Origin of the sequence: Mesorhizobium silamurunense (assembly GCF_014843825.1) — a bacterium.
GTDB classification, from domain to species: Bacteria; Pseudomonadota; Alphaproteobacteria; order Rhizobiales; family Rhizobiaceae; genus Mesorhizobium; species Mesorhizobium silamurunense.
The window spans coordinates 1-24748 of the sequence record NZ_JHQR01000258.1; the positions used below are offsets into that span (position 1 = coordinate 1).

General features: G+C 64.1%; 18 protein-coding genes, 1 tRNA gene and 1 pseudogene. 11 read left to right on the forward strand and 9 right to left on the reverse strand.

Annotation, left to right across the window (positions count from 1 at the left end; translation table 11 throughout):
• Positions 1 to 305 (forward strand): NAD(P)/FAD-dependent oxidoreductase (locus DH10_RS26855; RefSeq protein ID WP_192385550.1); only part of this gene is annotated, 305 nt, incomplete at its 5' end.
• Positions 306 to 378: 73 nt separating this feature from the next.
• On the opposite strand, the gene derI is transcribed toward DH10_RS26855, so the two are convergent.
• From derI to DH10_RS26885, 6 genes are read right to left on the reverse strand one after another with little or no spacing between them, the layout of a single operon-like run.
• Entirely contained in the window at positions 379 to 834 is a 456-nt protein-coding gene (gene derI, locus DH10_RS26860; RefSeq protein ID WP_192247220.1) for a D-erythrulose-4-phosphate isomerase, read from the reverse strand.
• Positions 835 to 846: 12 nt separating this feature from the next.
• Complete coding sequence (locus DH10_RS26865) at positions 847 to 1614, reverse strand: triose-phosphate isomerase (protein ID WP_192247222.1); 768 nt, start codon at positions 1612 to 1614, stop codon at positions 847 to 849.
• Positions 1611 to 2585, reverse strand: coding sequence for a sugar-binding transcriptional regulator (locus DH10_RS26870; protein WP_192247224.1), 975 nt, complete (start codon positions 2583 to 2585; stop codon positions 1611 to 1613). The genes DH10_RS26865 and DH10_RS26870 overlap by 4 nt, the downstream gene beginning before the upstream one ends.
• 43 nt (positions 2586 to 2628) lie before the next feature.
• Positions 2629 to 3561, reverse strand: coding sequence for a sugar phosphate isomerase/epimerase family protein (locus DH10_RS26875; RefSeq protein WP_192247314.1), 933 nt, complete (start codon positions 3559 to 3561; stop codon positions 2629 to 2631).
• Positions 3562 to 3608: 47 nt separating this feature from the next.
• Positions 3609 to 5126 carry a glycerol-3-phosphate dehydrogenase gene (locus tag DH10_RS26880; protein WP_192247226.1) on the reverse strand — a complete coding sequence of 506 codons (1518 nt, stop codon included), beginning with the start codon at positions 5124 to 5126 and terminating at the stop codon, positions 3609 to 3611.
• On the reverse strand, positions 5116 to 6720 hold the full coding sequence (locus tag DH10_RS26885; RefSeq protein ID WP_343221624.1) for an FGGY-family carbohydrate kinase: 1605 nt from the start codon (positions 6718 to 6720) through the stop codon (positions 5116 to 5118). Before DH10_RS26885 ends, DH10_RS26880 begins: the two co-directional genes overlap by 11 nt.
• 793 nt (positions 6721 to 7513) lie before the next feature.
• Between DH10_RS26885 and DH10_RS26890 the strand changes: the two genes are divergently transcribed.
• The 9 genes and pseudogenes from DH10_RS26890 to DH10_RS38330 form a co-directional block, all read left to right on the forward strand.
• Positions 7514 to 8170 (forward strand): DUF2291 domain-containing protein, encoded by a 657-nt coding sequence (locus tag DH10_RS26890; protein ID WP_192247230.1) that lies wholly within the window; start codon positions 7514 to 7516, stop codon positions 8168 to 8170.
• A complete protein-coding gene (locus DH10_RS26895) occupies positions 8167 to 9705 on the forward strand; it encodes a sugar ABC transporter ATP-binding protein (RefSeq protein WP_192247232.1) in 1539 nt (512 codons plus the stop codon). Before DH10_RS26890 ends, DH10_RS26895 begins: the two co-directional genes overlap by 4 nt.
• Positions 9706 to 9724: 19 nt before the next feature.
• Positions 9725 to 10777 carry an ABC transporter permease gene (locus DH10_RS26900; RefSeq protein WP_192247234.1) on the forward strand — a complete coding sequence of 351 codons (1053 nt, stop codon included), beginning with the start codon at positions 9725 to 9727 and terminating at the stop codon, positions 10775 to 10777.
• 112 nt (positions 10778 to 10889) lie between these two features.
• Entirely contained in the window at positions 10890 to 11837 is a 948-nt protein-coding gene (locus DH10_RS26905) for a D-ribose ABC transporter substrate-binding protein (RefSeq protein ID WP_192247236.1), read from the forward strand.
• Between the two features lie 139 nt (positions 11838 to 11976).
• Positions 11977 to 12834, forward strand: a complete 858-nt coding sequence (locus DH10_RS26910) for a DeoR/GlpR family DNA-binding transcription regulator (RefSeq protein WP_192247238.1) — start codon at positions 11977 to 11979, stop codon at positions 12832 to 12834.
• 77 nt (positions 12835 to 12911) lie between these two features.
• The gene (locus DH10_RS26915; protein WP_192247240.1) at positions 12912 to 14438 is read left to right on the forward strand and encodes an FGGY-family carbohydrate kinase; all 1527 of its coding nucleotides are present in this window, start codon (positions 12912 to 12914) and stop codon (positions 14436 to 14438) included.
• Positions 14435 to 15202: a DeoR/GlpR family DNA-binding transcription regulator gene (locus DH10_RS26920; protein WP_192247242.1), complete on the forward strand. Its 768-nt coding sequence runs from the start codon at positions 14435 to 14437 to the stop codon at positions 15200 to 15202. The genes DH10_RS26915 and DH10_RS26920 overlap by 4 nt, the downstream gene beginning before the upstream one ends.
• The gene (locus DH10_RS26925) at positions 15199 to 16896 is read left to right on the forward strand and encodes a glycerol-3-phosphate dehydrogenase/oxidase (protein ID WP_192247244.1); all 1698 of its coding nucleotides are present in this window, start codon (positions 15199 to 15201) and stop codon (positions 16894 to 16896) included. Before DH10_RS26920 ends, DH10_RS26925 begins: the two co-directional genes overlap by 4 nt.
• A gap of 129 nt (positions 16897 to 17025) precedes the next feature.
• Positions 17026 to 17253: pseudogene (locus DH10_RS38330) on the forward strand (transposase); the annotation flags it as partial.
• Between the two features lie 130 nt (positions 17254 to 17383).
• On the opposite strand, the gene DH10_RS26935 reads toward DH10_RS38330, so the two are convergent.
• Both DH10_RS26935 and DH10_RS26940 read right to left on the reverse strand, forming a co-directional pair.
• Positions 17384 to 17460: transfer RNA gene (locus tag DH10_RS26935), tRNA-His, on the reverse strand.
• Positions 17461 to 17802: 342 nt separating this feature from the next.
• Complete coding sequence (locus DH10_RS26940; protein WP_192247246.1) at positions 17803 to 18267, reverse strand: phasin; 465 nt, start codon at positions 18265 to 18267, stop codon at positions 17803 to 17805.
• Between the two features lie 246 nt (positions 18268 to 18513).
• On the opposite strand from DH10_RS26940, the gene DH10_RS26945 reads away from it, so the two are divergent.
• Positions 18514 to 22347 (forward strand): PAS domain S-box protein, encoded by a 3834-nt coding sequence (locus tag DH10_RS26945; RefSeq protein ID WP_192247248.1) that lies wholly within the window; start codon positions 18514 to 18516, stop codon positions 22345 to 22347.
• 253 nt (positions 22348 to 22600) lie between these two features.
• Here the strand turns inward: DH10_RS26945 and DH10_RS26950 are convergent, their stop codons facing one another.
• Positions 22601 to 24559 carry an acetoacetate--CoA ligase gene (locus tag DH10_RS26950; protein ID WP_192247250.1) on the reverse strand — a complete coding sequence of 653 codons (1959 nt, stop codon included), beginning with the start codon at positions 24557 to 24559 and terminating at the stop codon, positions 22601 to 22603.
• Positions 24560 to 24748 lie beyond the last annotated feature (189 nt).

Here is a 24748-nt window from a genome sequence, read left to right on the forward strand (position 1 = left end):
CGGCGCAGTTGCGCGCCGTCGCGCGGCTGCTGCCGGCGATCGCGCAGGTCGCGGTCATCCGCACCTGGTCCGGCTGCGAGGGCTATGTGCGGGACATGCTGCCGGTCATGGGACGCTCCGCCACGACGCTGGGCCTGTTCCACGCCTTCGGCTTCAGCGGGCACGGCTTCCAGCTCGGTCCGGGCGTGGGTGACGCCATGGCCGAGCTCATAACGACTGGCCGCTGCGAAACGCCGCTCGACGATTTCAGGATCGACCGCTTTAAAGCACGCCGCGCTGAAATGGATTCAGGCGACGCACTTTAAGCCTTTGTTTTTATGCATGTCGTTTTTCAAAAACCGCTGCACACTTTTGGACGACATGCATTAGGCTGCACCGCTAGCGAGCATTGTACTTGGCGTCCACTTCGTCGATGGCGGTGACGTTGCCGGCCGAGCGGCCCTTCGGATCGAAGGTTTCCTTCAGATATGCCTCGGCGATGGCCTTCGCGAGTTCCGTGCCGATGACGCGCGCACCCATGGTAATGATCTGGGCGTTGTTGGAGAGCGCCGCCCGCTCAGCCGAGTAGGTGTCGTGGGTGAGAGCGGCGCGGATGCCTGGCACCTTGTTGGCCGAAATGCAGACACCGATGCCGGTGCCGCAGATCAGGATGGCGCGGTCATACTTTCCTGCCAACAGATCGCTGGCGACGCGGTCTGAAAGGTTGGCGTAGAAGGGATCGGGACCGGCCTCGGTGCGCGACACCTCCGACACCTCGTGCTTGTCTTTCAGGTAGTCGGCGAGGATCTTCGCCAAGCCTTCGCCGGCGCTGTCTCCAGCCACTGCAAGTCTCATGGTCAACTCCTTCTAGAATGTTGCGGCACATCTGGCGAGGATGTCGAGATAGCCCTCGACAGCCCATGCGGAGCGCCCGATGAACAGCCCGTCGATATGCGGGCACGTTATGAGTTCGGCGCAGTTGTCCTGGTTGACCGAGCCGCCATAGAGGCAGGGCACGCTGCGTTCGAGCACATCCTCGGCGGCGGCGATGATCTCCGCCTGCCGGGCGTCAGCATAGTCCGAGGTTGCCGGTATGCCGTTTACGCCGATCGCCCACACCGGCTCGTAGGCGAATAGAATCGGCGCGGACTTCTGCGCTGCGGTAAGCTTCGACAACGCGCTGCGCACTTGCCTGCCGAGCACCTCGCTGGCACGGCCCGCCTCGCGCTCGGCCAGAGTCTCGCCGATGCAGATGAGCGGAACGAGGGCGTGGCGCACCGCAGCTTCCGTCTTGAAGCCAACCGTCTCGTCCGTCTCGCCGAAATGCTCACGCCGCTCGGAATGGCCGAGCTCGACGATATCGAGGTTGCAGTCCTTGAGCATGATTGGCGAGATTTCGCCGGTCCAGGCGCCTTCGTCGGCCCAGTGCATGTTCTGCGCGCCGACCTTGACAGTGGTATCACTCAGCATCGCCTTGACCTCACGCGCTGCCGTGAAGGGTGGGATCACGAAACGCTGGATGCGCGAATCGCCGCCGGGATCGGACAAGAGCGCGCTGGCGAAGGCACGCGCATCGGCGAGCGTCTTGTTCATCTTCCAGCTTGTGCCGATCCAGACGCGCTTCGGCTGCGTCATCCGATGGCCGTCCCTGTTTCGTTCACGAGAGCCCGAGCCGTCGGTTCGTCCGTGATAAGACCCTTCAACCGCGCGCTCTTCAGCACAGCGCGGACCGCCTCGATCTTTGTGGGGCCGCCAGCTATGGCGATGATGCGGCTTTCCGCCGGCCCGTCCAGATCGACGGCGAGCGTACGGGCGGTCAAGGTTGTTTCCAGCACCCGGCCGCGCGCATCGAAAAAGTGGCCGAGCATTTCGCCGACCCCGCCGACGGCAGTGATCTCGGCGATCTCGCGCGGCTCGATCATGCCGGTCGCCACAAGCTGGGCGCCGGCATCCGCCGTGCCGATGCCGACGAATTTCAGCGTCGCCCGGTTCGACATCTCGAAGACTTCGCGCACGCCGCGCTGCGCCAGGAGCACTTCGCGGTCTTCCGCAGAGTTGGCAAAGAAGGGTACCGGCATGACATAGGCCTGTGCGCCGGTCTTTTCGGTCAGTCGATGCATCACGTCGTGCGGGTTGGCGGCATAGTTGCGCGTCAGGCCGCCAAGCAGCGAGACGAAGCGCACGCCGGCGGCCTCGAAGCGCGGCAGCTGATGCACCGCGGCGGCGAGCGTGCGGCCATGGCCGATACCGATGACGCTGTCCTCGCCGCGCTCGATCTCGCGACGCAGGAAACTGGCGCCCGCGATCCCCAGCGCCCGCAGCGGCAGGCCTTCCTCGCCCAGATCCGGCGCGACCTCGCAGAAGTCCAGCCCGAACCGGTCGCAAAGCTGGTTCTCCAGCAGGGCGCATTCGACGATCTCGCCGTCGATCGAGACTTTCACCGCGCCGTCGGCCACAGCCCGGGCGATCAGGCGATGCGCCTTCACCGAGGGCAGCCCGAGGCGCTTCGCCACCTCGGCTTGGGTGAGCCCGCCGGCGTAGTGCAGCCAGGCGGCGCGGATCGCGAGCGACCCTTCCGGGTCCGGTTGACCTCGGCGTTTCAACATCTGCAGTCCTTCATCGCGCGTTTGGGCGTCATGGTCAGCCGTCTCAGATATTCAGGCTTTGCACGCCAGTGTCGATATGGGGCGCCCAGAAGGCTATGCTTTCAGCGATCTGCGGGATGACCTGCCGATCGTCGGGCTCCCGTTCCTTGAAACTCAGCTCCAGGCAGATCTCGTTGTCGATGGCTCCACCTTCGGCCAAGGCCTTCAGCAGCGGCTCGGGCTGGATGCGGCCCCTGGCATTGAACTTGGCGGTGAAGGGCCGGTGTCCGCCCTTGTCCATAAGGCTTTGCTTGATATGGATGATCGGCGACACCTTGGGGACCGCGCGGGCCCAGGCATAGGGATCGTAGTCATCCGGATTGGCGCTGGTCACGTCGCCGTGGTCGATGTCGGCCATCATCCACATCGGCACGGCCATCTCGGCTTTGGTCAGCCTGTCCTGCAGCTTCAGGCATTCGGCGATCGTCTGGCCGAACTCGCGCCCGATGCTCATCGGTTCCCAGAAAACGTAGCGCAGGCCAGCCGCCTTGGCGTGCTCGGCCACCTCTGCCCAGCAATCGACGGCGATCTGGATCAACTCCTCACGCCGGGCCGGATCGTCATAGTCCTTGAAGGTGAAGATGGCGAACTGGGTGCCAACGGAAACACCGCCGAGGTCGGCGGTTATGTCGGCGAAGGTCTTGAACCAGTCGACATAGTACCGGCGCACGTCGCGGTCGGGATGGCCGAAATGGTTGAGCCGGCCATAGGGGCCCGTCATGCCGCTTAAGACACGAACGCCGGTGCGCCGCAGTGCCGCCGTCATCAGCCGGGTCAGCCGCCGGATCACCGGGGCCGGCCAACTCGGATTGATGAACTCGTGCGTCAGTTGCAGGTCGCGCAGCCTGAGGTCGCGGGCGACGATCTCGATCAGGTCGTCCGGCTCGGCAAAGCGGTTGACCAGCGGGTTGGTGTTCAGGGAAAGCGTCAGCGCCATGACGTGCCGATCCGCGAGGTGGTTCTGGGTCGAAGTCGCATCGGCATTCACGCTGCCTCTGCAAGGCGCTCGGCCTCGAACCATCTGGCGAAGGCGAGCCTCTGGGCCTCGGAGAGATGCAGGTGGTGCTTGGTGCGCCGAAGCAGGATGTCGTCCGGCGTGCGCGCCCACTCCTTGGCGACGAGATAGCGCACCTCCGCCTCGTAGAGCAGGCCGCCGTGGTGGCGGCCAAGATCATCCAGGCTTGTGGCATCCTTGACGACGTCCTTGGTGCGCGCGCCGTAGAGCCGTCCGTAGTGATGCACGAGATCACGTGGCATCCACGGATAGGCCTCGCGCAGGCTATTGGTGAAGGTCTCGTAGTCGGCATTGGGAATTTCGCCGCCGGGCAGCGGCGCATTCTCGGTCCAGTCCTCGCCCATCTGCGGGAAAATGTGCCTCAGCCGGCGCATGCCACGCTCGGCCAGTTCGCGGAAAGTGGTGATCTTGCCGCCGAAGACGTTGAGCAGCGGTGCACCGCCGGTCTCGTCGAGGTCGAAGACGTAATCGCGCGTCACGGCCGACGGGTTGCCCTTGCCGTCGTCGAACAAAGGCCGCACGCCGGAGAAGGTATACAGCACGTCCTGGCGCCGCAGCTTCTCCTTGAAGTAGCGGTTCACCGCTGCGAGCAGATAGTCGATCTCGGTCTCGTCGGCCTTCACGTCCTCGGCGCGGCCGTCGTAGGAAATATCCGTGGTTCCAATCAGTGCCATTTCCCCCTCATAGGGGTTGATGAAGATGACGCGCCGGTCGTGATTCTGCACCAGATAGGCATTCGCCCCTTGCCAGAACTTCGGCACGATGATGTGGCTGCCCTTGACGAGGCGCACGTTGCGCGACGAGTTCGATCCCGCAACACGGCCAATGACATCCGAAACCCATGGGCCGGCGGCATTGACGATGCAGCGGGCGCGGAAAATGCGCGTTTGCCCTGTCATCGAATTCTTTGTCGTTACCGTCCAAGCGCCATCTTCGCGGCGGGCGGAAACGGCAGGCGAGCGGGTGAGCACCTCGGCCCCGCGCTCGGCCGCGCCGACAGCGTTGAGCACTACGAGCCGCGCATCATCCACCCAGCAGTCGGAATACTCGAAGCCGTTCGTGTACCGGTCGAGCAACGGCGCTCCTTCCGGATCGCGCCTGAGGTCGAGCGTGCGCGTGCCGGGCAGCTTTTTTCGACCGCCCAGATGGTCGTAGAGAAACAGGCCGAGCCGCACCAGCCAGGCCGGCCGATCCTGCGGACTGTGCGGCAGGACGAAGCGCATCGGCCAGATGATATGGGGTGCAGCCTTGAGCAGCACCTCGCGTTCGATCAATGCTTCGCGCACCAGCCGGAACTCGTAATATTCGAGATAGCGCAAGCCGCCATGCACTAGCTTGCCCGAGCGCGAGGAGGTGCCCTCGGCAAGGTCATCTTTTTCGCACAGCACGACCGACAGGCCGCGACCTGCCGCGTCTCGAGCGATGCCGGCGCCATTGATGCCGCCGCCGATGACAAAGAGATCGACCGTATCCGGTTCAAGCCCCATCTCTTGCTCCTTCAGGCGTTTCGGCGGAGGCGCCTACTGAGTTACGGCGCGCGGCGGCCATAGCGTCCCAGGCGGGTCCCAGGACACGGCGTGCCGCGCAGAACGCCGGGAAAAGACCGTCATAGGCTGCAATCATTGCCGGATCGGGCGCCTCGACAGGCCCCAGCAGCGGCGTGACCCATTCGGCGATGCAGGCGCTCATGTCGGGATACGCGCCGATAGCGACTGCCGCCATCATCGCGCAACCGGCAGCACCGGCCTCCTCGCGCGACGAGACACGCGCCGGCGCCTGAACCGCCGCCGACAGGATGCCGCGCAATCCCTTCGAACGGGCCGCGCCGCCCGAAAGCCGCAACTCTGACGGCAGGTCGCCCATCGCCGCATAGCAGTCGCGTATGGCGAGCCCCAGCCCTTCGATGACGGCACGGACCAGATCCGGATAGCGATGGCGGACCGACAGGCCAACGAATCCGGCGCGGGCGTTGGCGTTGACGAATGGTCCGCGCTCACCGGCTTCCGAAATGTAGGGGTGATAGACAACCTGGCCGGGGCGGCTTGCGGCGAGCCACTGATCGATGCGACCGACCAGATCGCTGTGATTGGCCTCGTGGCCGAATTCCTTCAGCACATCCGCCGCCAGGCCGAGGATCCAGTCAATGTTGAGCGAGGTCGCCATGTTGGTCTGCACCTGTGTCACCAGACCCGGGATGGGCAGGGCAATGACGTAGCCCGAACCCTCCTTATTGAGGCTGACGCGGCCCACCGGCACGGCACGCATGTGGACGCCGGTCGAGCCGACGATCGAGCAGGCGACGTCCCCCTCGCCGCCGCAGACCCCGGCGCCGAGCGCGGTCATGACCATATCGACATAGCCGAGGCTGACCGGTGTGCCCGCTTTCAGGCCTGTCTCGGCCGCCGCCGCGGCGGTAAGCGAATGGGTCACCACCGTGCCGTCGATGATCTCTGGCAAGAGCTTGCGCCGCCGGGAAAGGCCGAGCGCCTCGATGACCGTATCGTCGTAGCGGCGGGTACGGAAATTGCCGAAGGTGAAGCTCGCCTCCGAGGGGTCTGTGGCGCGCACGCCGGTCAGGTTCAGATAGAGCCAGTCCTTGCAGTGCAGCGCGACTTCGGCATGGTCGAGAAGGTCGGGCGAGTGGCGGTCCATATGGGCCATCTGACTGCCCTGCTGGCAGGTATTCAGCCCTGTTCCCGTCGCCTCGAAGCGGGCCCGGTCGAGCTGGCCTGCAGCCAGGCGATCGACAGTGGGTGACGCCCGCGCGTCAAGCCAGAGCCATGCATCGGCGACCGGCCTGTTTTCACGGCCAACAAGCCAGGTGCCGTCGCCCTGCGCGGTGACCGCGAGAGCGGCGGTGCGCACCGCCAAGTCTTCAACCTTGTCGCCAAGCCCTCGAAGCGCCGCCGTGCAGTCGCGCCAGGTCCGGGAAAGCGATTGCGTCGCCGAGCCGTCGGCACCGGACGCGTACCGGTTCGGAACCGAAGCGGACGCAATCTGGCGACCGTTCAGCTCGAAGGCTACCGCCTTGATGACCGACGTGCCGGAATCGATGCCTACGATAACATCAGCACCAGCCACGGACCGCTCCGCTTCCGCTGCGAACATGCCTGGATCGGCAACAGGGCAATGTCTGTTTCCTCCTCGTTTCCCCGCGGCTCGCCGCGAACGTGTGGCCGCGCGAAAATACGTCGTTACGCGCCCCTGCGTAATGCCGCCCCCCTTCGCTCCATACTAAGTTATCATGGAAATAACACAACATCTGATTTTTTTTGCAGACATCGAAAATTTTTTCAGTTACGCTGATTTTAGCAAGAATAAAAACAACGACCCGCCTTACGTCATCGTCGCTAGGCAAACGACAGAGCGAGCAAACAAGCGCCCGGGCCCTTCAGCCTTGTTTTCAGCTCTCAGCGCGGTATGAGATGGTGAAAGAAAATTGCTTCTAAATCAGATGCTTATTGAAACTCACTTCGCAGCCTAAGCGTCTTCTTGCCGCTCCTGTGAGGACGAATAGTCTCCCATGGTCGGTCATGGCGGCAACTGGCAATACGGGTCCCGGCGGGAGGCGGCCTTTGAAAATTCACATAGCCGGAAGCCCTGCCAGCGGGTCAAAACCCGCCCCAAAGCGGAACTCCGATCTATCATACTTGACGCAAAGATAACACGAATATAACATAAAAATCGGCCGGAAATGATGCAGCCGGGAGGAAGGCGCCGCATCGCAGGTCAAGGGTGGAGAAAATCGATGCAAGCAACCGATCCGAGGACGCCGTGTCACCGACAGGCGGCAGACGCCAGGCCGCGCGCATCGGCAACCATTGCCGCATCGGTCAGCACCCGCCCCACTCCGTCGCAGCCAAGGGTCTGAGTGATGAACGTCATGTCAGCCCAGACGCCGAAGGCTCCTGCCGCGCCGCGCCGCGGCCTGATGATTGCGATCGGTCTCGCCGCCGCAGTCCTTGCCGCGATCGCGCTCGACACAAAGGTCATACAGATCGGATCGTCCGCAGACGTCAGCCAGGAGGCGTTTTCGCCCGACCGGTTCGGCGAAAAAGAGTTTCCGCGCATCCAGGCATTCGTTGTCGAGCATGCCGTCAACGCTGCGACCTTCGGGCCGGCGGTCATGGCCGATAAGAACGCAGCCGCCAAGCAGTACGGAACTGCCTCATCGACCGGCGCAATCATCCCCATCAGGCTGACGGCGATGGCAGGCGAAGTGAAGTCCGGCATCTACGACCTCAAGGCCGATGGCGTGCCGGCCGACATCCATGTGCGGCTGCAGACTGGCCCGGCCATCAACGGGACCGACCTGCGCGACGCGCCGGGCGACATCGCCTTCGGCAAGTTCAAGAACCAGATCGAGTTCCAGGACGCCGGCTCGGGCATCAACCGCGCCATGAAGAAAGCGACCCTCGATGGGATCGACACCGCGACCCTCTCCGGCAAGACGCTGGAAATCTTCGGTGCCTTCCGCCTCGTCAATCCGAAGAACTGGCTGATCACGCCGGTGAAGGTCACCGTCAAATGAGCGACGCCGCGATCTCCCGGCCGGCCGGTGAAGTGGTTCTTGCGGCGCGCAACATCGCCAAGTCCTACAACGGCGTGAAGGCGCTGAAGGGCGTCAACTTCGACATTCACCGCGGCCAGGTGACGACACTGTTCGGCGAGAACGGAGCCGGCAAGTCGACGCTGATGAAGATCCTCTCCGGTATAGTGCAGCCGACGTCCGGCGAGGTCATTCTCGACGGCCAGCCCATCGTGTTTTCCTCCTCCACAGACGCGCGAAACCACGGCATTTCGATCATTCATCAGGAGCTCAGCCTCGCGCCCAATCTGTCGGTTCGCGACAACATTTTCATGGGCCGCGAAATCAATGGCCCGACCGGCGTCAACTACGCCGAGGAGGAACGCCAGGTCCGCGAACTGCTGGCGGAACTCGAAGAGGACATCGATCCGCTGACCCCTGTGGAGGAACTGCGCCTCGGACAGCAGCAGATCGTCGAGATCGCCAGGGCGCTTTCCGTCGACAGCCGGATTCTCATCATGGACGAGCCGACATCGGCACTTTCCGCCACCGAGGTAGAGGTTCTTTTCAATGTGATCCGCGACCTCACCGCCAAGGGCGTGTCGATCGTCTACATCTCGCACCATCTCGAGGAGGCACTGCAGATCACCGATCATGCCGTGGTGCTGCGGGACGGCAACATGACCGCCTATGCGCCGCGTGCCGACATCGATCTGGAATGGATCGTGCGCAACATGGTCGGCGAGAACTATGATCTGGGCAATCCGCCAACCGGCTACGATTTCGGCCCGGTCATGCTCTCGGTCCGCGACCTGACCGTGCCGGATCCCGCCGGAGGCGGCTACAACGTCGTAGACCGCATGTCGCTCGATGTCAGGGCCGGCGAGATAGTCTGCATCTATGGCCTGATGGGAGCCGGCAGGTCGGAACTGCTCGAAACCGTCGCCGGCAAGCTGAGCGCGACGTCCGGCGAGATCGTCCTCGAGGGCAAGGAGATTTCCCATCTCGCCATAGGCGAGCGCATCGCCCGCGGCCTTGCGCTCGTGCCCGAGGACCGCCAGCGCTACGGGCTCGTCCAGACGATGTCGGTCGGGCAGAATCTTTCGCTCGCCTCGATCAGGGAGTTCGCGCGCGGGGTCTTCACCTCCCTCAAGCTCGAGCGGGCATTGATCCAGAAATCAATCAGGGATGTGACCGTGAAGACCGACGGACCGGACGTGCCGATCGGGTCCCTGTCCGGCGGCAACCAGCAGAAAGTGGTCATCGGGAAGATGCTCGCCACCGATCCCAAGGTTATCCTGCTGGATGAACCCAGTCGCGGCATCGACATCGGCGCCAAGGCCGAGGTGTTCCGGATTCTGGCAGCCCACGCGGCAGCCGGGCGAGCCGTTGTCTACACAACCTCTGAAGTCAACGAATGCCTGTCGATCGCCCACCGCATCATCATCATGCGGCGCGGCCGGATCTCTGCCGAGTTCACCTCGGACATCACCAAGGAAAAGATCATGGCCGCCTCGGGCGAGGCTGTGGCGGCCTGAGCGAGCACGGGAACGAACAATGACGCAAACGAGCGCCAACCGCCTCACTTCCCCGGCCTCAGCCGTCAAGGGAACAACCGGCATCATCAAGCTCTTGCTGAAGGGCCGCGCTTTCTTCGCGCTGATCGCCATCATCGTGGTCTTTTCGTTTCTGTCACCGAACTACCTCACCGTCTCCAATCTGCTGATCATGTCCTCGCATGTAGCCATCTACGGCATACTCGCGATCGGTATGCTGGTGGTCATACTCAGCGGCGGCATCGACCTGTCGGTCGGTTCGATCCTGGCGCTGTGCGGCGTCGTCGCCGGTGCGCTGATGCAGGGCGTGGAACTGAAACCGCTCGGCGTCATCCTGTTTCCGCCGGTGTGGGCTGTGGTCGTGCTGACCTGCTCGCTCGGCGCCGCGCTCGGCGCGCTCAACGGCATCCTTATCGCCTGGTTCAGGGTGCCCGCCTTCGTCACCACGCTGGGCGTCATGTACATGGCCCGCGGCATCGCCCTGCTGATGACCAACGGCCTCACCTACAACAACCTCGCCGGCCGGCCAGAGCTCGGCAACACTGGCTTCGACTGGCTGGGCTTCAACCGGCTCTTCGGCGTGCCGATCAGCGTGGTGGTCCTGGCGGTCCTCGCCGTGCTGACCGGGCTGATGCTCAGCCGCTCCTCCTTCGGCCGCTGGCTCTACGCCTCGGGCGGCAACGAGAACGCGGCCGACCTGTCGGGCGTGCCGGTCAAGCGGGTCAAGATCACGGTCTACACGCTCTCCGGCATCCTATCGGCTATCGCCGGCCTGGTGCTCTCTTCGCAGTTGACTTCGGCCGGACCGACCGCCGGCACCACCTACGAGCTGACTGCGATCGCAGCGGTGGTCATCGGCGGCGCCGCGCTGACCGGCGGCCGCGGCACGGTGCGCGGCACCATGCTCGGCGCTTTCGTCATCGGCTTTCTTTCGGACGGCCTCGTCATCATCGGCGTGTCTTCCTACTGGCAGACCGTCTTCACCGGCGCCGTCATCGTGCTCGCCGTGCTCATGAACACCATCCAGTACGGGGCCCGCGGCGTCCGACCGTGACGCAGCGCCCCGCCATAAGCTTCTCCGGGACGCAAGGAGACCGACCGGAAAGAAGGCCGAGACAAATCGGCAACTGCAATCTGCAACCGCAATCTGCAAAAGGGAGAGAGAAATGATCGATAAAGCCAGAAGGATGCTCTTGGTCGCGGCCGCGACGCTGCCGTTCATGGCGAGCCATGCCTGGGCGGCGGGTTTGATCAGCATCATCGTGACCGATCCGGCCAATCCGTATTGGCTCACCGAAGGCCAGGTCGCCAAGGCCACGGCCGAGAGCCTCGGCTACACCGCCAATGTCAGCGCCCACAAGGGCGACACCAATACCGAAAGCACAATGATCGACACCGCCATCACCAACAAGTCGGTGGCGATCATCCTCGACCCGGCCAATGCCGACGGTTCGATCGGCGCGGTCAAGAAGGCAGTCGCCGCCAACATCCCGGTCTTTCTGGTCAACGCCGAGATCAACCAGGATGGTCTCGCCAAGGCGCAGCTCGTCTCCAACAATGCCCAAGGCGCCGCAATCGGCGCGCAGCAGTGGGTCGAGGCGATCGGCGACAAGGGCAACTATGTCGAGCTGTTCGGCAACCCGGCCGACAACAACGCGGCAACGCGTTCGAACGGCTATGAGACAGTGCTTACCCAGTATCCGGACCTCAAGAAGGGCGGCAAGGAAGTGGCCAACTGGGACCGCACCCAGGGCTACCAGAAGATGCAATCGCTGCTGCAGGCCCACCCCGACATCGTGGGTGTCATTTCCGGCAACGACGAGATGGCGCTTGGCGCCATTGCGGCGCTGAAGGAAGCGGGCAAGCTCGACCAGGTGAAGGTCGGCGGCTTCGACGGCTCGCCGGACGCGGTCTCCGCCGTCAAAGCGGGCGAAATGCAGTACACGGTGCTGCAGCCTGTCGCGGTCTTCTCGGCCGAGGCCGTGAAGCAGGCCGACAAATTCATCAAGACCGGCTCGACAGGCGCATCGTCCGAGAAGCAGCTCTTCGATTGCGCCCTGATCACCAAGGATAATGTCGACAAGTACACAGGACCGTTCACGCTTTCCCAGTGAACCGTGAACTGGGGCGCGTATGACGCGCCCCTTTTCCTGCCGCGCAAAATGCATTCGATGCGCAAAACACTGCTCGCCCTTAAGGCACCGCTTGCCATCGGCGCCAGATATGCGAATGGCATCGGCAGGAGAGGCTTGGATGAAAGATCGCGAGATTCGGCCCGAGCAGGCGTTGAAGACCCTTGCCGGGGATCAGGTGCCCGCTGACAGCCGCCACGCGCGCCAGCTCGCGCGCCGCCAGATGATGGCCGAGGCCATCCTGGCCGAGGGCACGATGCGCATCGAGGATCTCACCGAACGCTTCGGCATCAGCCTGATGACCGCGCATCGCGACCTCGACGAACTGGTCGAGAAGGGTCTGCTGCGCAAGACGCGCGGCATCGTCTCGGCCGCCCCGACCAGCCTCATCGAATCGAGCGACGTCTACCGCTCGTCGCGCCAGGCGGCCGAGAAGCGCGCAATCGCGCAGGCTGCCGCGGCCTTCCTGGAACCCGGCCAGGCCGTCTTCTTCGACGATTCCACCACCGTTCTGCAGCTCGTGCCGCATCTCGCGGCGCGCGTGCCGCTGACGGCGATCACCAATTCGATCACCCTGATGAACGAGCTGAAGGGCACGCGAGATCTCACGCTGCTCGGGCTTGGCGGCCAGTTCTATAACTGGTGCAATGCTTTCATGGGGCCGGTCACGGTCACGGAGATCCGGCGGCTGAGGGCTGATCGCGTCTTCATGTCGATGTCGGCCATCACCGACGGCATGGTTTTCCACCAGTCGCCCGAAATGGTTGAAACCAAGCGTGCCATGTTCGACAGCGCCGCCATGCGCATCCTGCTGGCTGACCACACCAAGTTCGAGCGCCGGGCACTGCATGCCATGTGCGCGCTTAGCGAGTTCGACGTCATCGTCGTCGATGACGGAATTCCACCCAGGCAGGTCGAGACGATGAAGGCGGGCGGCATGAACGTCGTCGTCGCCCCCGTGCGACAAACTGAATTGTAACACCAATTGATGTTAATTTCACATCATGATATGAGCAGTTCCCGGGAGACGCACGCTATGTGCGTGGCGAGGAGTGGATGGTCTGTCTGCTGGGAATCGATAGCGGCCTGACCGTCACCAAAGCGGTGGTTTTCGACGAGGCCGGCGCCCCGCTGGCGGTGGCCCGCCGCCGGGTGGCGCAGATCATGTCCAAGCCGCGCCATGTCGAGCGCGACATGAACGGCCTCTGGCTGGCCACCGCCGAAGCGATCGCGGAAGCGGTGTCCGATTGCGGCCGACCGGCCTCTGACATCGCCGCCGTCGCCGCCACGGCGCATGGCGACGGGCTCTATATGCTCGATCGCGACCGCCGGCCGCTCGGATACGGTATCCTGTCGCTGGACAGCCGGGCTGGAGACGTTGCGGCCCGGTGGAAAGCCGATGCGACGGCCGGGAAGGCTCTGTCGCGGACCGGGCAGACGCCGCATGCCTCGGCGCCGTCTTCGCTTCTGGCCTGGATACGCGACCACGAGCCGGAGCGCTTTGCCCATATCGGCCACGTGCTTTCCTGCAAGGACTGGCTGCGCTTCTGCCTGACGGGAAGCCTAGGCACCGATCTCACCGAGGCCAGCACCTCGTTCACAGCGGTCGATACGCAAGCGTATGCGCCGGACATCCTCTCGATCTTCGATCTCGAAGAGCTCGGCAATGCACTGCCGCCGGTCGCGTATCCGGACGGATTGGTCGGCACTATCACGGCGCAAGCGGCCCGAAACACGGGACTCGTCGCCGGCACGCCGGTCGTGGCCGGCCTGCACGATGTAACTGCCTCGGCGCTTGGCATCGGCGGCTATGGCGAAGGCGTCGTCGCCATCGTTGCCGGCACCTATTCAATCAACGAGACGGTATCTGCCGCGCCGCGCATAGATGCCCGGTGGTTCTGCCGCAACGGATTGAAGCCCGGCGAATGGAACAATATGTCGATCTCGCCGGCATCGGCGGCAAACTACGACTGGTTCCTCGACACGCTGTGCGGCTCCGAGCGAGCTGCATCGGAAGCCGACGGGCGCTCGATCCACGCCATCGTCGGTCCGGAAATCGAGGCGGCGTTGGCGCGGCCGTCGACACTGCTTTTCCATCCCTATCTGTTCGGCTCGCCGCATGGGCCTGCCGCCAGCGCCGGGTTTCTCGGGCTGCGCGGCTGGCATGACCGCGGCGACATGCTGCGGGCGGTGATCGAAGGCATTGCCTTCAACCATCGCGTTCACGTCGATGCGCTGCGCGAAGGCTTCCCGGCGCGCGAGGCGCGGCTGACCGGCGGCATTTCCCGCAATTCCGCCTTCGCGCAGATCTTCGCCGATGTGCTTGGCATGCCGATCACGGTGACCGAAACGGAGGAGGCGGCCGCATGGGGCGCGGCGCTGTGCGCCGGAGCCGGCATCGGCCTGTTCGCCTCGCCACGGCACGATCCGCGCGAACCCGCCATGCTTGGCCGCACCTACCGGCCCGACCCTGAGCGCAGCGCTGCCATGGACAAGCGCTACCGGCTGCACTGCGACATCGCCAGCCGCCTCGCCGAGGCCTGGCCGTCGATCGAAGCGCTTGCGGAAAAGGGGGAGCCATGAACGCGGACAATCGCCGGCAGGACATTGCCGATTACATCATTCAGCATGGCGAGGCCCGCATCGACGAGCTTGTCGCGGCCTTTGGCGTCTCGCGCATGACGATCCATCGCCACGTCGATGAACTGGCACGCCAGGGTGTGCTGCGCAAGCTGCACGGCGCGGTCAGCGCGCAGCCGTCCGGCGTCTATGAGAGCCTTTTCCGCTTCCGCGAGGCACATGCGACCGCCGCCAAGCGGGCGCTCGCCCGGGCGGTTCTGGCCGAGATCGAGCCGGGCCAGGTTGTTCTATTCGACGATTCGACCACCGCCAACGCGGTCGGCCCGTTATTGCCGCAGATCGCGCCGTTGACCGTTGTCACCAACAGCCTGTCTCTGGCGGAACAGCTGGTGGACAAGGACGACTTGAAGCTGATCCTGCTCGGCGGCGAATACCATCCGACTTACAACGCCTTTATCGGCCACATCTGCGAGAGCGCCCTGCAGAAGATCAGGGTGAATCTGCTCATCTGCTCGGCTTCGGCGATCGACAAGACCGCGACGCTAATCCAGGATCCACAGGTGGTGCGCGTAAAGCAGGCCATGGCCGCCGCGGCCTCGCGCACCGTGCTGCTCATCGATTCCTCCAAGTTCGGCAAGGTGGCGCTGCATCTCTTTGCAGACCTCACCGACTTCGATCTCGTACTCAGCGACGACGGCCTTCCCGACGAGATTGCCGGCAGCCTGAGGGCGGCTGGGGTCAATCTCAAGATCGTGCCGGTGCAATGACCAGGACACCACGGGATGTCGATGTCCTTATTATCGGCGCCGGCATCAACGGCGCCGGCCTGTTTCGCGATCTGTGCGAACAGGGCCTGAGGGTAGCGATCGTCGACAAGGCGGATTTCGGTTCCGGCACCAGCGCCGCGCCGTCGCGGCTCATTCATGGCGGTATCAAATATCTCGAGACGGGCGAGTTGGGCCTCGTCGCGCAGTCGACGCTGGAGCGCAACCTTCTGCTGCGCAATGCGCCACATGCCGTGCGGCCGCTGCCGACCGTCATCCCGATCTTTTCCTGGCTGACGGGCATCGGGGCGGCGCTGCGTACCCTTTTCGGCAGCACGACTGCACCGCGCAGCCGCGGCGCTCTCCTGATCAAGATCGGTCTCGCCATGTACGACTTCTACGGCGCCCGCCACCGCGCCATGCCCAGGCATACGCTGTGGTCGAAAGCGCGGGCGCTGAGCGAGATACCGCCGCTGACGCCACGCATCGTGGCGGCCGGTACCTACTATGACGCCACCGTCCGTTATCCCGAGCGGCTGGTGCTTGAACTTCTTCATGACGGCGTCAGGGCCAGCCCTGAATCTGAGGCCTTCAACTACGCACAACTGCTGGGCAGCGACGGCAGCGTCGTGCGCTTCGCCTTGCCGGAGGGGAGCGAGCGAAGCTTCCGGCCGCGCATCGTCGTCAACGCGGCAGGGCCATGGATCGATCATGTCAACGCAGCGCTTGGCGCACCGTCAAGGCTGGTCGGGGGTACCAAGGGCTCGCACATCCTGCTTGACCATCCCGACCTGTTGCAGGCGCTGAACGGCCGCATGATCTACTTCGAGGCCAATGACGGACGCATATGCCTGGTGTTCGACTATCTCGGCCGGGCGCTGGTTGGCTCAACCGACATCCGTGCCGCCGACCCCGAGACGGTACGCTGCGAGGATGACGAGATCGACTATTTCCTGGCGAGCCTGCGCGAGCTTTTGCCCGGTCTTTCCTTCGGGCGCGATCAGATCGTCTATGCCTATTCCGGTATCCGCCCGCTACCGGCGTCGGACGGCACTGCGCCGGGCCTGATCAGCCGCGACCACTCGGCACCTGTCATGGAGACCGAGGGCAGCCGGAGCTGGCCGATCGTCTCTTTGGTTGGCGGCAAGTGGACGACCTTCCGCGGTTTTGCCGAAGAGGTGGCGGACGTGCTGCTGGCGAGGCTTGGCCGGTCCAGGCGTGTGAGCACGCGGAGCCTCGCAATCGGCGGCGGCCGCGATTTTCCGGCCGATGCCGCTGCGCGTGCCCGTTGGATCTCCGCTGTCACGGCCGAGACGGGAGCGTCGCCGGCGCGAGCCGAAGTTCTGCTCGACCGCTATGGCACGACGGCCCGCGCCATTCTGGCGCACGAAGCCGGGCGGCAGGCGGAGCCGCTTGCCGACGCGTTCGACTATACGCTGGCGGAGATCGATTGGCTGGCGCGCAAGGAACGTGTCGTCCACCTGGCGGACATCGTCATGCGCCGCACCGTGTTGGCGATCACCGGCCGACTCAGCCGACGCGGCCTTGAGCAGATTGCCGACACCGTAGCGACTGCGCTGGCGTGGAACGCCGGACGGCGCGAGAGGGAACTGGAGGCGACTTCAACAGAGCTCACGCAGCGGCATCGCTTTTTCTTTGAACAGTCGGAACCGTTGCCTGCCGGATCGACGGTCTAGCCGAGCCTGAAGGGCCACGGCCATGAAGTTCCACCGGGCCGACCGGCAGCACGCTGGACGAAGGGGCCGCAGGTTCAAATCCTGCCACCCTCGTAGCCATGTCTTTCCCTGGTGGGTAGGAACGCCACCATGACCAAGACTGAAAGTAAGACCGCTAGCGCTGCCGTCAAAGACATTCTGCTTTCGAACCCGGATGGACTGCATGAAGTGATCCGTGCGGTGATGCAGGAGGTGCTCGAGGCCGAGATGGATGAGGCACTGGATGCTTCGAAGGGCGAACGCACGCCGGAGCGGCTCGGTTATCGCTCGGGTTACTATGGCCGCACCCTTGTCACGCGTGTCGGCAAGCTTGAGCTCAGAGTTCCGCAGTCCATTTGTATCACATCAGGTAGCACAATTTGTGACACAACTTGGCCGTCGCAGGCGAGCGTCTCGTTCGAGTTTGGGAATTTATGCTGGCAAATCAGCTGCTTACGCCAGAAGCCGATGGTACCGTTGGCTGGGCTCGAACCAGCGACCCCCAGATCCACAATCTGGTGCTCTAACCAACTGAGCTACAACGGCACATCCGCCTGAGCGCAAATCCGAGGAGAAATCATTCTCCGCGTCCGCTCCGTCATCGGCGATGCGTCCAATACGGGCTATCAGAGTCTAATTCAAGGCCTTTGATTAGGCAAAGATCCGATGAACGAACCCGCAGTCCTGAATGGGTAAAAGAAAAGGCCGGCGGGAGGAGGTGCCGGCCTTTTCCTGTTACGAGCCAGCGGGAGGAGGAGCTGGCTGGTCACCCCGGAGTGCAAAGGGAGGAGGTTTCACACTCCGGGTATTCATCTCATCAATTCATCGCATATCTATTTGTCTGATGAAATGCGACGTTTTGATGCATCTTTGAGTTGCGCCTGAATATCAGGCAGCCTTGATGTCCTTGAACGCCTTTTCGAAAGCGGTCTTCACCGGCTTCGAGACGTCCTCGACGGCCTTGGAAGCAACGGCCTGAAAGTCCTTGGCCTGCTCGACGGCCATCTCGGCGCGCTTGCGCAGGAAGGCGGTCTGGAGCTCGACGACCTCGGAGAGCGTCTTGGCGCCGACCAGGGCTTCGAGATGCGAGAAGCTGGCCTCGGCATTGGCGCGCAGGATGGCAATGCTCTTGAGCGACAGGTCGCCGGAAACGGTCTTGGCGGTCTCATAGGTCGACTCCAGAACCTTCTGGGTCTCCTCGGCGCCGTTCTTCAGTTTGGCATAGGCCTCTTTCGACTGCTCGACGCCCTTCTCGGCGAAGGCGCGGATCTGGTCGGTGGCCTTGGAAGCGTCGAAGCTCGGGAATTCAACGTTCTCGATGGTATCAGCGGTCTTCGTGGTGGTCTTGGACATTTTCCAACCTTTCAGCGGCAGCGGCTTTGACGGAAAGCCGTCTCGTTCATGTATGATGGCAATATAAAGGCATTTTTTGTGCATTGCAATATCTTTGTTGCACTGCACCATAAAAATCGCCCGACCGTTAACCACGAGCCCAGAGATTTCGGCCGATGCACGGCATGGCTTGTGGACCTTCGCCCCGTACGCTTTTATTAACAAAGCGTTAACCGAAACGCTCGCTTCCGGAGGGTTCGCCAGCGCATGCCGCCTGAAAACTACTCATTCCTCGACGTCGCCGTGCTCGACGCGGTGCGCCAGCGCTTCGCCGCCGGCGACGCGCTTGCCATATTGTCGGCCGACCTCGAGCAGGTGATCTGGGCCAACGGGCCAGGCGCTGCTGTGTTCGGCTATCCGGATATCGAGGCCATCATCGGCGCCTCGGCGCGGCTGCCGCTGATCGCCAGGCGGCAGATCATGGCGACCAGCGGCTTTCCGGACATCGGCAGCGACCGCGCCATCACCATCAGGCTGGCGACCGGCATGGTCAGCCGCGCCGTCGGTTTGCTCGCCAGCGCGATGACGATGCCGGACGGCGAAAAGGCGATCATGCTGGCGATGCCCGCGGCGCAGACCGGCTCGCGCAGCGCCGCCGAAATCGCCAGCCGCGCCATTGGCGGCCTCACCGAGGCCGGACATTTCATCGCCTTCGTCGATGCCGAAGGCCATGTCGAGGCGGCTTCGGAGGGATTTGCGGCGCTCGGCATCAGGCCGGAGGCCCTGGCTGCCCTGGTCGCGGATGTGGCAAGCGCGGGAGACCGCATCGTCAAGCGGCTTGTTCGGGGCGCAAGCACCTCCTACCCGGCCGGCCTGGCACGGTTGACCGACGCGCGTCATCTCCTGGTGGTGATCGACGAGGACCAACTCGACGACCGGCCCGACGGCGATCAGGCGGCTGCGCCGGAAAGCGCGCCCACCCAGCCTCCGGCCGCGGCAACGGGCGCAAGGGCGGACACGGTCGCGACGGCGGCCGCGGATAGCGCCCAGCCAACGGAAAAGACCGTGGCCGACACTGCCTTGGCAGGCAGGCAGGCAGCCGATGCGGGCCCCGCGCAGCACGATCATTGGTATTTCAACGCCGGCGGCGACGATGTGAGAGGGCCGGAGGCGCCGGCACATGTCGAACCAAGTGACGCCGCGGCCGGAAGTCGGCAGGACACCACCGAAACGGCGACGGCAGAGCCGACCGCGGCTCGCAACATAGACCGTTCGGCGCCGCCGCTGCGTTTCGTCTGGCGCACCGATGCCGAAGGCAAGTTCAGCGCGCTGTCACCGGAATTCGCCGACATTGTCGGCAAGCCGGCCGCCGATGTGATCGGCCGCCGCTTCAGGGACGTCGCCACGACTTTCGGTCTCGACGCATCGGGCGAGATCGCCACCCTGCTCGAGCGGCGCGATACCTGGTCCGGGCGCTCGGTGCTTTGGCCGGTGGCAGGCACGGACCTGAAGATCCCGGTCGATCTTGCGGCGCTGCCGGTCTATGGCCGCAGCCGCGCCTTCGAAGGTTTTCGCGGCTTCGGTGTCGCGCGCAGCGGCGACGCCGTTGTCGACCCGGAAGCGCTCGGCATGGCGCTTGTGCCCAATGGCACCGCGCCGGCCGAACCCGAACCTGCCGCCGGGCAACCGGCGGCCGAGCCGCCGAAGCCCGCCGACCCGTTCCTGGGCGAAGTGCCGGCGCTGACCATCGTGCCCAAGCCGGAGCGGCGCTATGCCGACAAGGTGATCCGGCTGGCCGAGCACAGGCAGCCGGCCAATGACAAGCAGCCGGGAAATGACGCGCCGGCAAGTGACAAGCCGGGAAGTGACAAGCCGGGAAGTGAGAGGACCCTGTCGATCCTCGAGCGCAGCGCCTTTCGCGAGATCGGCGAGCGGCTGCGGAAGGACAGTTCCGGCCCGGCCGAGCCGCCGACCGGCGCAACCGCAGGCGCTGAAAAGCAACCTGATGCGGCTTCAGCCGTCGACAAGGCCGGTCTCGGGGCCGAACAACCGAAGACCGGTGAGAGGAAGACCGACGAATCCGATCTGACAGCGCCTCGCGCGACCTCGCATGAGCCCGCCGCGCAGGAGGATAACGAAGCCCTTGAAACGGCGGAGGCGGAGACAGAAGCGGAAGATCAGAAGGACCTGGCTCGGCTCGACGGTACCGACGATGCTTCCGAGGCGGCCGCTGGGGAAGACGAAACGCCACCCGCCTCCGGTTCGCTGCTCAACTATGCCGGGTCCGAGAAAGCCGACCAAGCGGGTCCCGAGACCCGCCAAACCGCAGCGACCGAAAAGGGAGCCGAACCGAAGGCTGAACGGCCGGCCGAGGCGCCTGCCCCTGACGCAGGCGCTGACGACAGCATGACCGCCGACGATTTTCGCGATGCGGAAGACAGCGAGGACTGGGCCGGTTCCGACATGGACGGCGCCCTGCCCCCGGCTGAACAGCCTGGCGAAGCGAAAGCGGCGCCGCCGGAACGGCCGCGTATCGAGGTGCCGCCGCTCAAGCTTGAAGGCTTCGTGCCGTCGGCTTTCTCCATCGGAGAGGAAGGCAGGGCGCCCGATACATCCATCCTCGCCAGGCTGCCTGTGCCGCTGCTCATCCATTCCGGCGATGTGCTGCATTACGCCAATGAGGCATTTCTCGAGCTCACCGGCTACGACGCGCTGGAGGACCTTACCGACGCCGGCGGGCTTGGCGCGCTGTTCGCCGACCATTACACCGACGATGGCGAGGCCGACGAAAGCGACCGTTCGCTGAAACTCACGACCCGCCGGGGCCAGGAATTCCCGATCGATGCGCTCCTGCGCTCCGTGCCGTGGCGCGGCGGCAAGGCGCTGATGCTGGTGGTGCGCCGCTCCGGCGAGGACGAAGCGCCGGCGGCGCATCTCAGCGCGGCGAACGACGAGCCGAGCCAACAGCCGGATGTTTCGGAACTGAAGTCGCGCATCGCCGAAATGCGCACCATCATCGACACCGCCACCGACGGCGTGGTGCTGATCGGCCGCGACGGCAATATCCGTTCGATCAGCCGCCCGGCTGAAGCCCTGTTCGGCTTCGACAGCGACGAGATCGCCGGCAAGCCCTTCGCCTCGCTTTTCGCCATCGAGAGCCAGCGCGCGGCGCGCGACTATCTCGCCGGCCTTTCCGAACCTGGTGTGGCGAGCGTCCTCAACGACGGGCGCGAGGTCATCGGCCGCGAGGCGCAGGGGCGTTTCATCCCGCTGTTCATGACCATCGGAAGCCTGCCCAACGACAGCGGCTTCTGTGCCGTCGTGCGCGACATCACGCAGTGGAAGCGAGCCGAGGAGGACCTCACCCAGGCGCGCGCCGTGGCCGAACGCGCCTCCTCGCAGAAGACGGATTTCCTCGCCCGCATCAGCCATGAGATCCGCACGCCGCTCAACGCCATCATCGGCTTTTCCGAACTGATGGTGGACGAGAAGTTCGGTCCGGTCGCCAACGACCGCTACCGCGACTACCTGCGCGACATCAACCGCTCCGGCAATCACGTGCTCGACCTCGTCAACGACCTGCTCGACATCTCCAAGATCGAAGCCGGTCAGCAGGAGATGGCCTACGAGGCGGTGTCGCTCAACGACACGCTGGCCGAAACGGTGGCGATGATGCAGCCGCAGGCCAACCGCGAGCGCGTCATCATCCGCTCCAGCTTCGCCTCGCGGCTGCCGGAAGTGGTGGCGGACTTGAGAAGCGTGCGCCAGATCGCGCTGAACATCCTGTCCAATGCCATCCGCTACACGCAGGCCGGCGGACAGGTGATCGTGTCCACCGCCTACGAGGCCTCCGGCGACGTCGTCATGCGCGTGCGCGACACCGGCATCGGCATGACCCCCGCCGAGATCGAGCAGGCGCTAAAACCGTTCAAGCAGATCAATGCGCTGAAACGCGGCCGCGGCGACGGCACCGGCCTCGGGCTGCCGCTGACCAAGGCGATGGTGGAGGCCAACCGAGCCCGCTTCGCCATCACCTCGACGCCCGGCGAAGGCACGCTGGTCGAGGTCGCCTTCCCCTCGACGCGCGTGCTGGCCGAATAACCGGACACGGTTTCGGAAAAGAAAAAAGGCGTCCAATGGACGCCTTGAAAGATGGGATTGCTGTCACAACGGGGCTTGAGCGAATCTGATCCTCAGGGGACGAGGAACGGGATTTCTCCCTCAAGTTACACGCGACTATCGGCGCCGTCCCTTAACAAGTCCTTACCGGAGGCCGAAAAAATTTACGAATGTGTACCACTCGTGAAATCTAGGTAAATTCGGCCGAAAGTTTTTGTTAACCGTGTAGGGTGACCTAATTTGCGAGCTCCGGCAGATTCCTGAACAGTTCCAGCGCTTCGGGATTGGCCAGCGCCTCCTTGTTCTTGATGGCGCGGCCGTGGACCACGTCGCGCACGGCAAGCTCGGTGATCTTGCCGGATTTGGTCCTTGGAATGTCAGTGACGGCAACGATCTTGGCCGGCACGTGGCGCGGGCTGGCGCCGGTGCGTATCCTGGCGCGGATGCGCTTTTCCAGATCCTCGTCGAGGCTCACCCCGGCGGCCAGCCGCACGAACAGCACGACGCGCACGTCGTTGTCGAAATCCTGACCGATGCAGAGCGCCTCCAGGATTTCAGGCATCTGCTCGACCTGGTTGTAGATCTCGGCCGTGCCGATCCTCACCCCTCCCGGATTGAGCGTGGCGTCGGAGCGGCCATGGATGATCATGCCGCCATGTGCCGTCCATTCGGCGAAGTCGCCATGGCACCAGATATTGTCGAAGCGCTCGAAATAGGCCGCGTGATATTTCTTGCCTTCCGGATCGTTCCAGAAGCCGATCGGCATCGACGGGAAGGCTTTCGTGCAGACGAGCTCGCCCTTCTCCTGCCGCACCGGCTTACCGTCGTCGTCCCACACGTCGACCGCCAGGCCGAGGCCAGGCCCCTGGATCTCGCCGCTCCAGACCGGCTCCGTCGGGACACCGAGCACGAAGCAGGAGACGATATCGGTGCCGCCGGAAATCGAGGCCAGGTGCACGTCCTTCTTGATGCCGTCATAGACGAACCGGAAATCCTCCGGCGACAAGGGCGAGCCGGTAGAAGAGATGGTGCGCACGCTCCCCAGGTCGTGGCTCCTGATGGGCTTAAGCCCTGCCTTGCGCACGGAATCGATGAATTTCGCCGAGGTGCCGAAATAGGTCATCTTCTCGGCATCGGCGAAATCGAACAGCGCATTGCCGTCGGGATAGAAGGGCGAGCCGTCGTAAAGCAGAAGCGTCGCCCCCGAGGCGAGGCCCGAAACCAGCCAGTTCCACATCATCCAGCCGCAGGTGGTGAAATAGAAGAAGCGGTCGCCGTCGAGCAGGCCGGCGTGCAGCCGCTGCTCCTTGACGTGCTGGATCAACGTGCCGCCGGCCGAGTGCACGATGCATTTCGGGATCCCGGTCGTGCCGGAGGAGAACAGGATGTAGAGCGGGTGCGAAAACGGCAGCTGTTCGAAGGCAAGCGGTTTGGCGGCGAAGGGCGAAAGCGCTTCTTCCAGCGCCGCTGCCTTGTCGATGGTGGCGGCGACATCGACGGATGTGCCGAGATAATCGACGATCAGCACCTTGCGCACTGTCGCCAGTTTCCCGGCCACCGCCCGGACCTTGTCGGCGACCTCGATTGCCTTGCCGTTGTACCAATAGCCGTCGGGCGCGATGAAGACGACCGGCTCGATCTGGCCGAAACGGTCGAGCACGCCCTGTTCGCCGAAATCGGGCGAGCAGGAGGACCAGACCGCGCCGATCGAGGCGGCAGCCAGCATGGCGGCGACCGTCTCGGGCATGTTGGGCATCATGGCGGCGATGCGGTCGCCCTGCCTGACCCCAAGCGCCAGGAAGAGCTGCTGCAGGCGCGAGGTGAGCGTGTTGAGCTCATTCCACGACAGCCGTCGCTCGACCTTGTCCTCGCCGCGAAAGACGATTGCCAGACCGCCGCCGGTCTTCTTCAGCAGGTTCTCGGCGAAATTGAGTTTCGCGTCAGGGAAGAACGCAGCGCCCGGCATCTTCTCGCCGTCGACCAGACCCCGCTCGCCCTTGTCGCCGACAAGTCCGCAAAAATCCCAGATCAGGCTCCAGAATGCCTCGCGGTCGTCGATCGACCAGCGATGAAGCTCCGAGTAGCTGGAGAGACCCTCGCCCGCCTTTGCCGCCGCGGCTTTCATGAAGGCGGTCATCGGCGCGGAAGCGACCTGGTCCTGCGTCGGCGTCCACAAGGGGGTGTCGGCGGCCATGATCGTTCCTCCCAAGCACGTCGCGATTGCGGCAGTTAAGCCTGACGCCGCATACGTCGTTGTCCCAAAACCGGCGTGGCGTTTCGGGGGTCGACAGGTTTATCGCTTATGCATACCGCAGCGCAGCAGAGCAAGATTTTGTTGGAATGGCCGGCAGATAAGCGGCGCAAATGCCATGGCAAGGCCATA

Bases quoted from the DNA above. Each gene is read 5' to 3' on its own strand.
- DH10_RS26900 (WP_192247234.1), top strand. From the start codon at position 9,725: ATGACGCAAACGAGCGCCAACCGCCTCACTTCCCCGGCCTCAGCCGTC.
- DH10_RS26945 (WP_192247248.1), top strand. From the start codon at position 18,514: ATGCCGCCTGAAAACTACTCATTCCTCGACGTCGCCGTGCTCGACGCG.
- DH10_RS26915 (WP_192247240.1), top strand. From the start codon at position 12,912: ATGGTCTGTCTGCTGGGAATCGATAGCGGCCTGACCGTCACCAAAGCG.
- DH10_RS26920 (WP_192247242.1), top strand. From the start codon at position 14,435: ATGAACGCGGACAATCGCCGGCAGGACATTGCCGATTACATCATTCAG.
- DH10_RS26905 (WP_192247236.1), top strand. From the start codon at position 10,890: ATGATCGATAAAGCCAGAAGGATGCTCTTGGTCGCGGCCGCGACGCTG.
- DH10_RS26890 (WP_192247230.1), top strand. From the start codon at position 7,514: ATGAACGTCATGTCAGCCCAGACGCCGAAGGCTCCTGCCGCGCCGCGC.
- DH10_RS26950 (WP_192247250.1), bottom strand. From the start codon at position 24,559: ATGGCCGCCGACACCCCCTTGTGGACGCCGACGCAGGACCAGGTCGCT.
- derI (WP_192247220.1), bottom strand. From the start codon at position 834: ATGAGACTTGCAGTGGCTGGAGACAGCGCCGGCGAAGGCTTGGCGAAG.
- DH10_RS26880 (WP_192247226.1), bottom strand. From the start codon at position 5,126: ATGGGGCTTGAACCGGATACGGTCGATCTCTTTGTCATCGGCGGCGGC.
- DH10_RS26875 (WP_192247314.1), bottom strand. From the start codon at position 3,561: ATGGCGCTGACGCTTTCCCTGAACACCAACCCGCTGGTCAACCGCTTT.
- DH10_RS26940 (WP_192247246.1), bottom strand. From the start codon at position 18,267: ATGTCCAAGACCACCACGAAGACCGCTGATACCATCGAGAACGTTGAA.
- DH10_RS26895 (WP_192247232.1), top strand. From the start codon at position 8,167: ATGAGCGACGCCGCGATCTCCCGGCCGGCCGGTGAAGTGGTTCTTGCG.
- DH10_RS26865 (WP_192247222.1), bottom strand. From the start codon at position 1,614: ATGACGCAGCCGAAGCGCGTCTGGATCGGCACAAGCTGGAAGATGAAC.
- DH10_RS26910 (WP_192247238.1), top strand. From the start codon at position 11,977: ATGAAAGATCGCGAGATTCGGCCCGAGCAGGCGTTGAAGACCCTTGCC.
- DH10_RS26870 (WP_192247224.1), bottom strand. From the start codon at position 2,585: ATGTTGAAACGCCGAGGTCAACCGGACCCGGAAGGGTCGCTCGCGATC.
- DH10_RS26925 (WP_192247244.1), top strand. From the start codon at position 15,199: ATGACCAGGACACCACGGGATGTCGATGTCCTTATTATCGGCGCCGGC.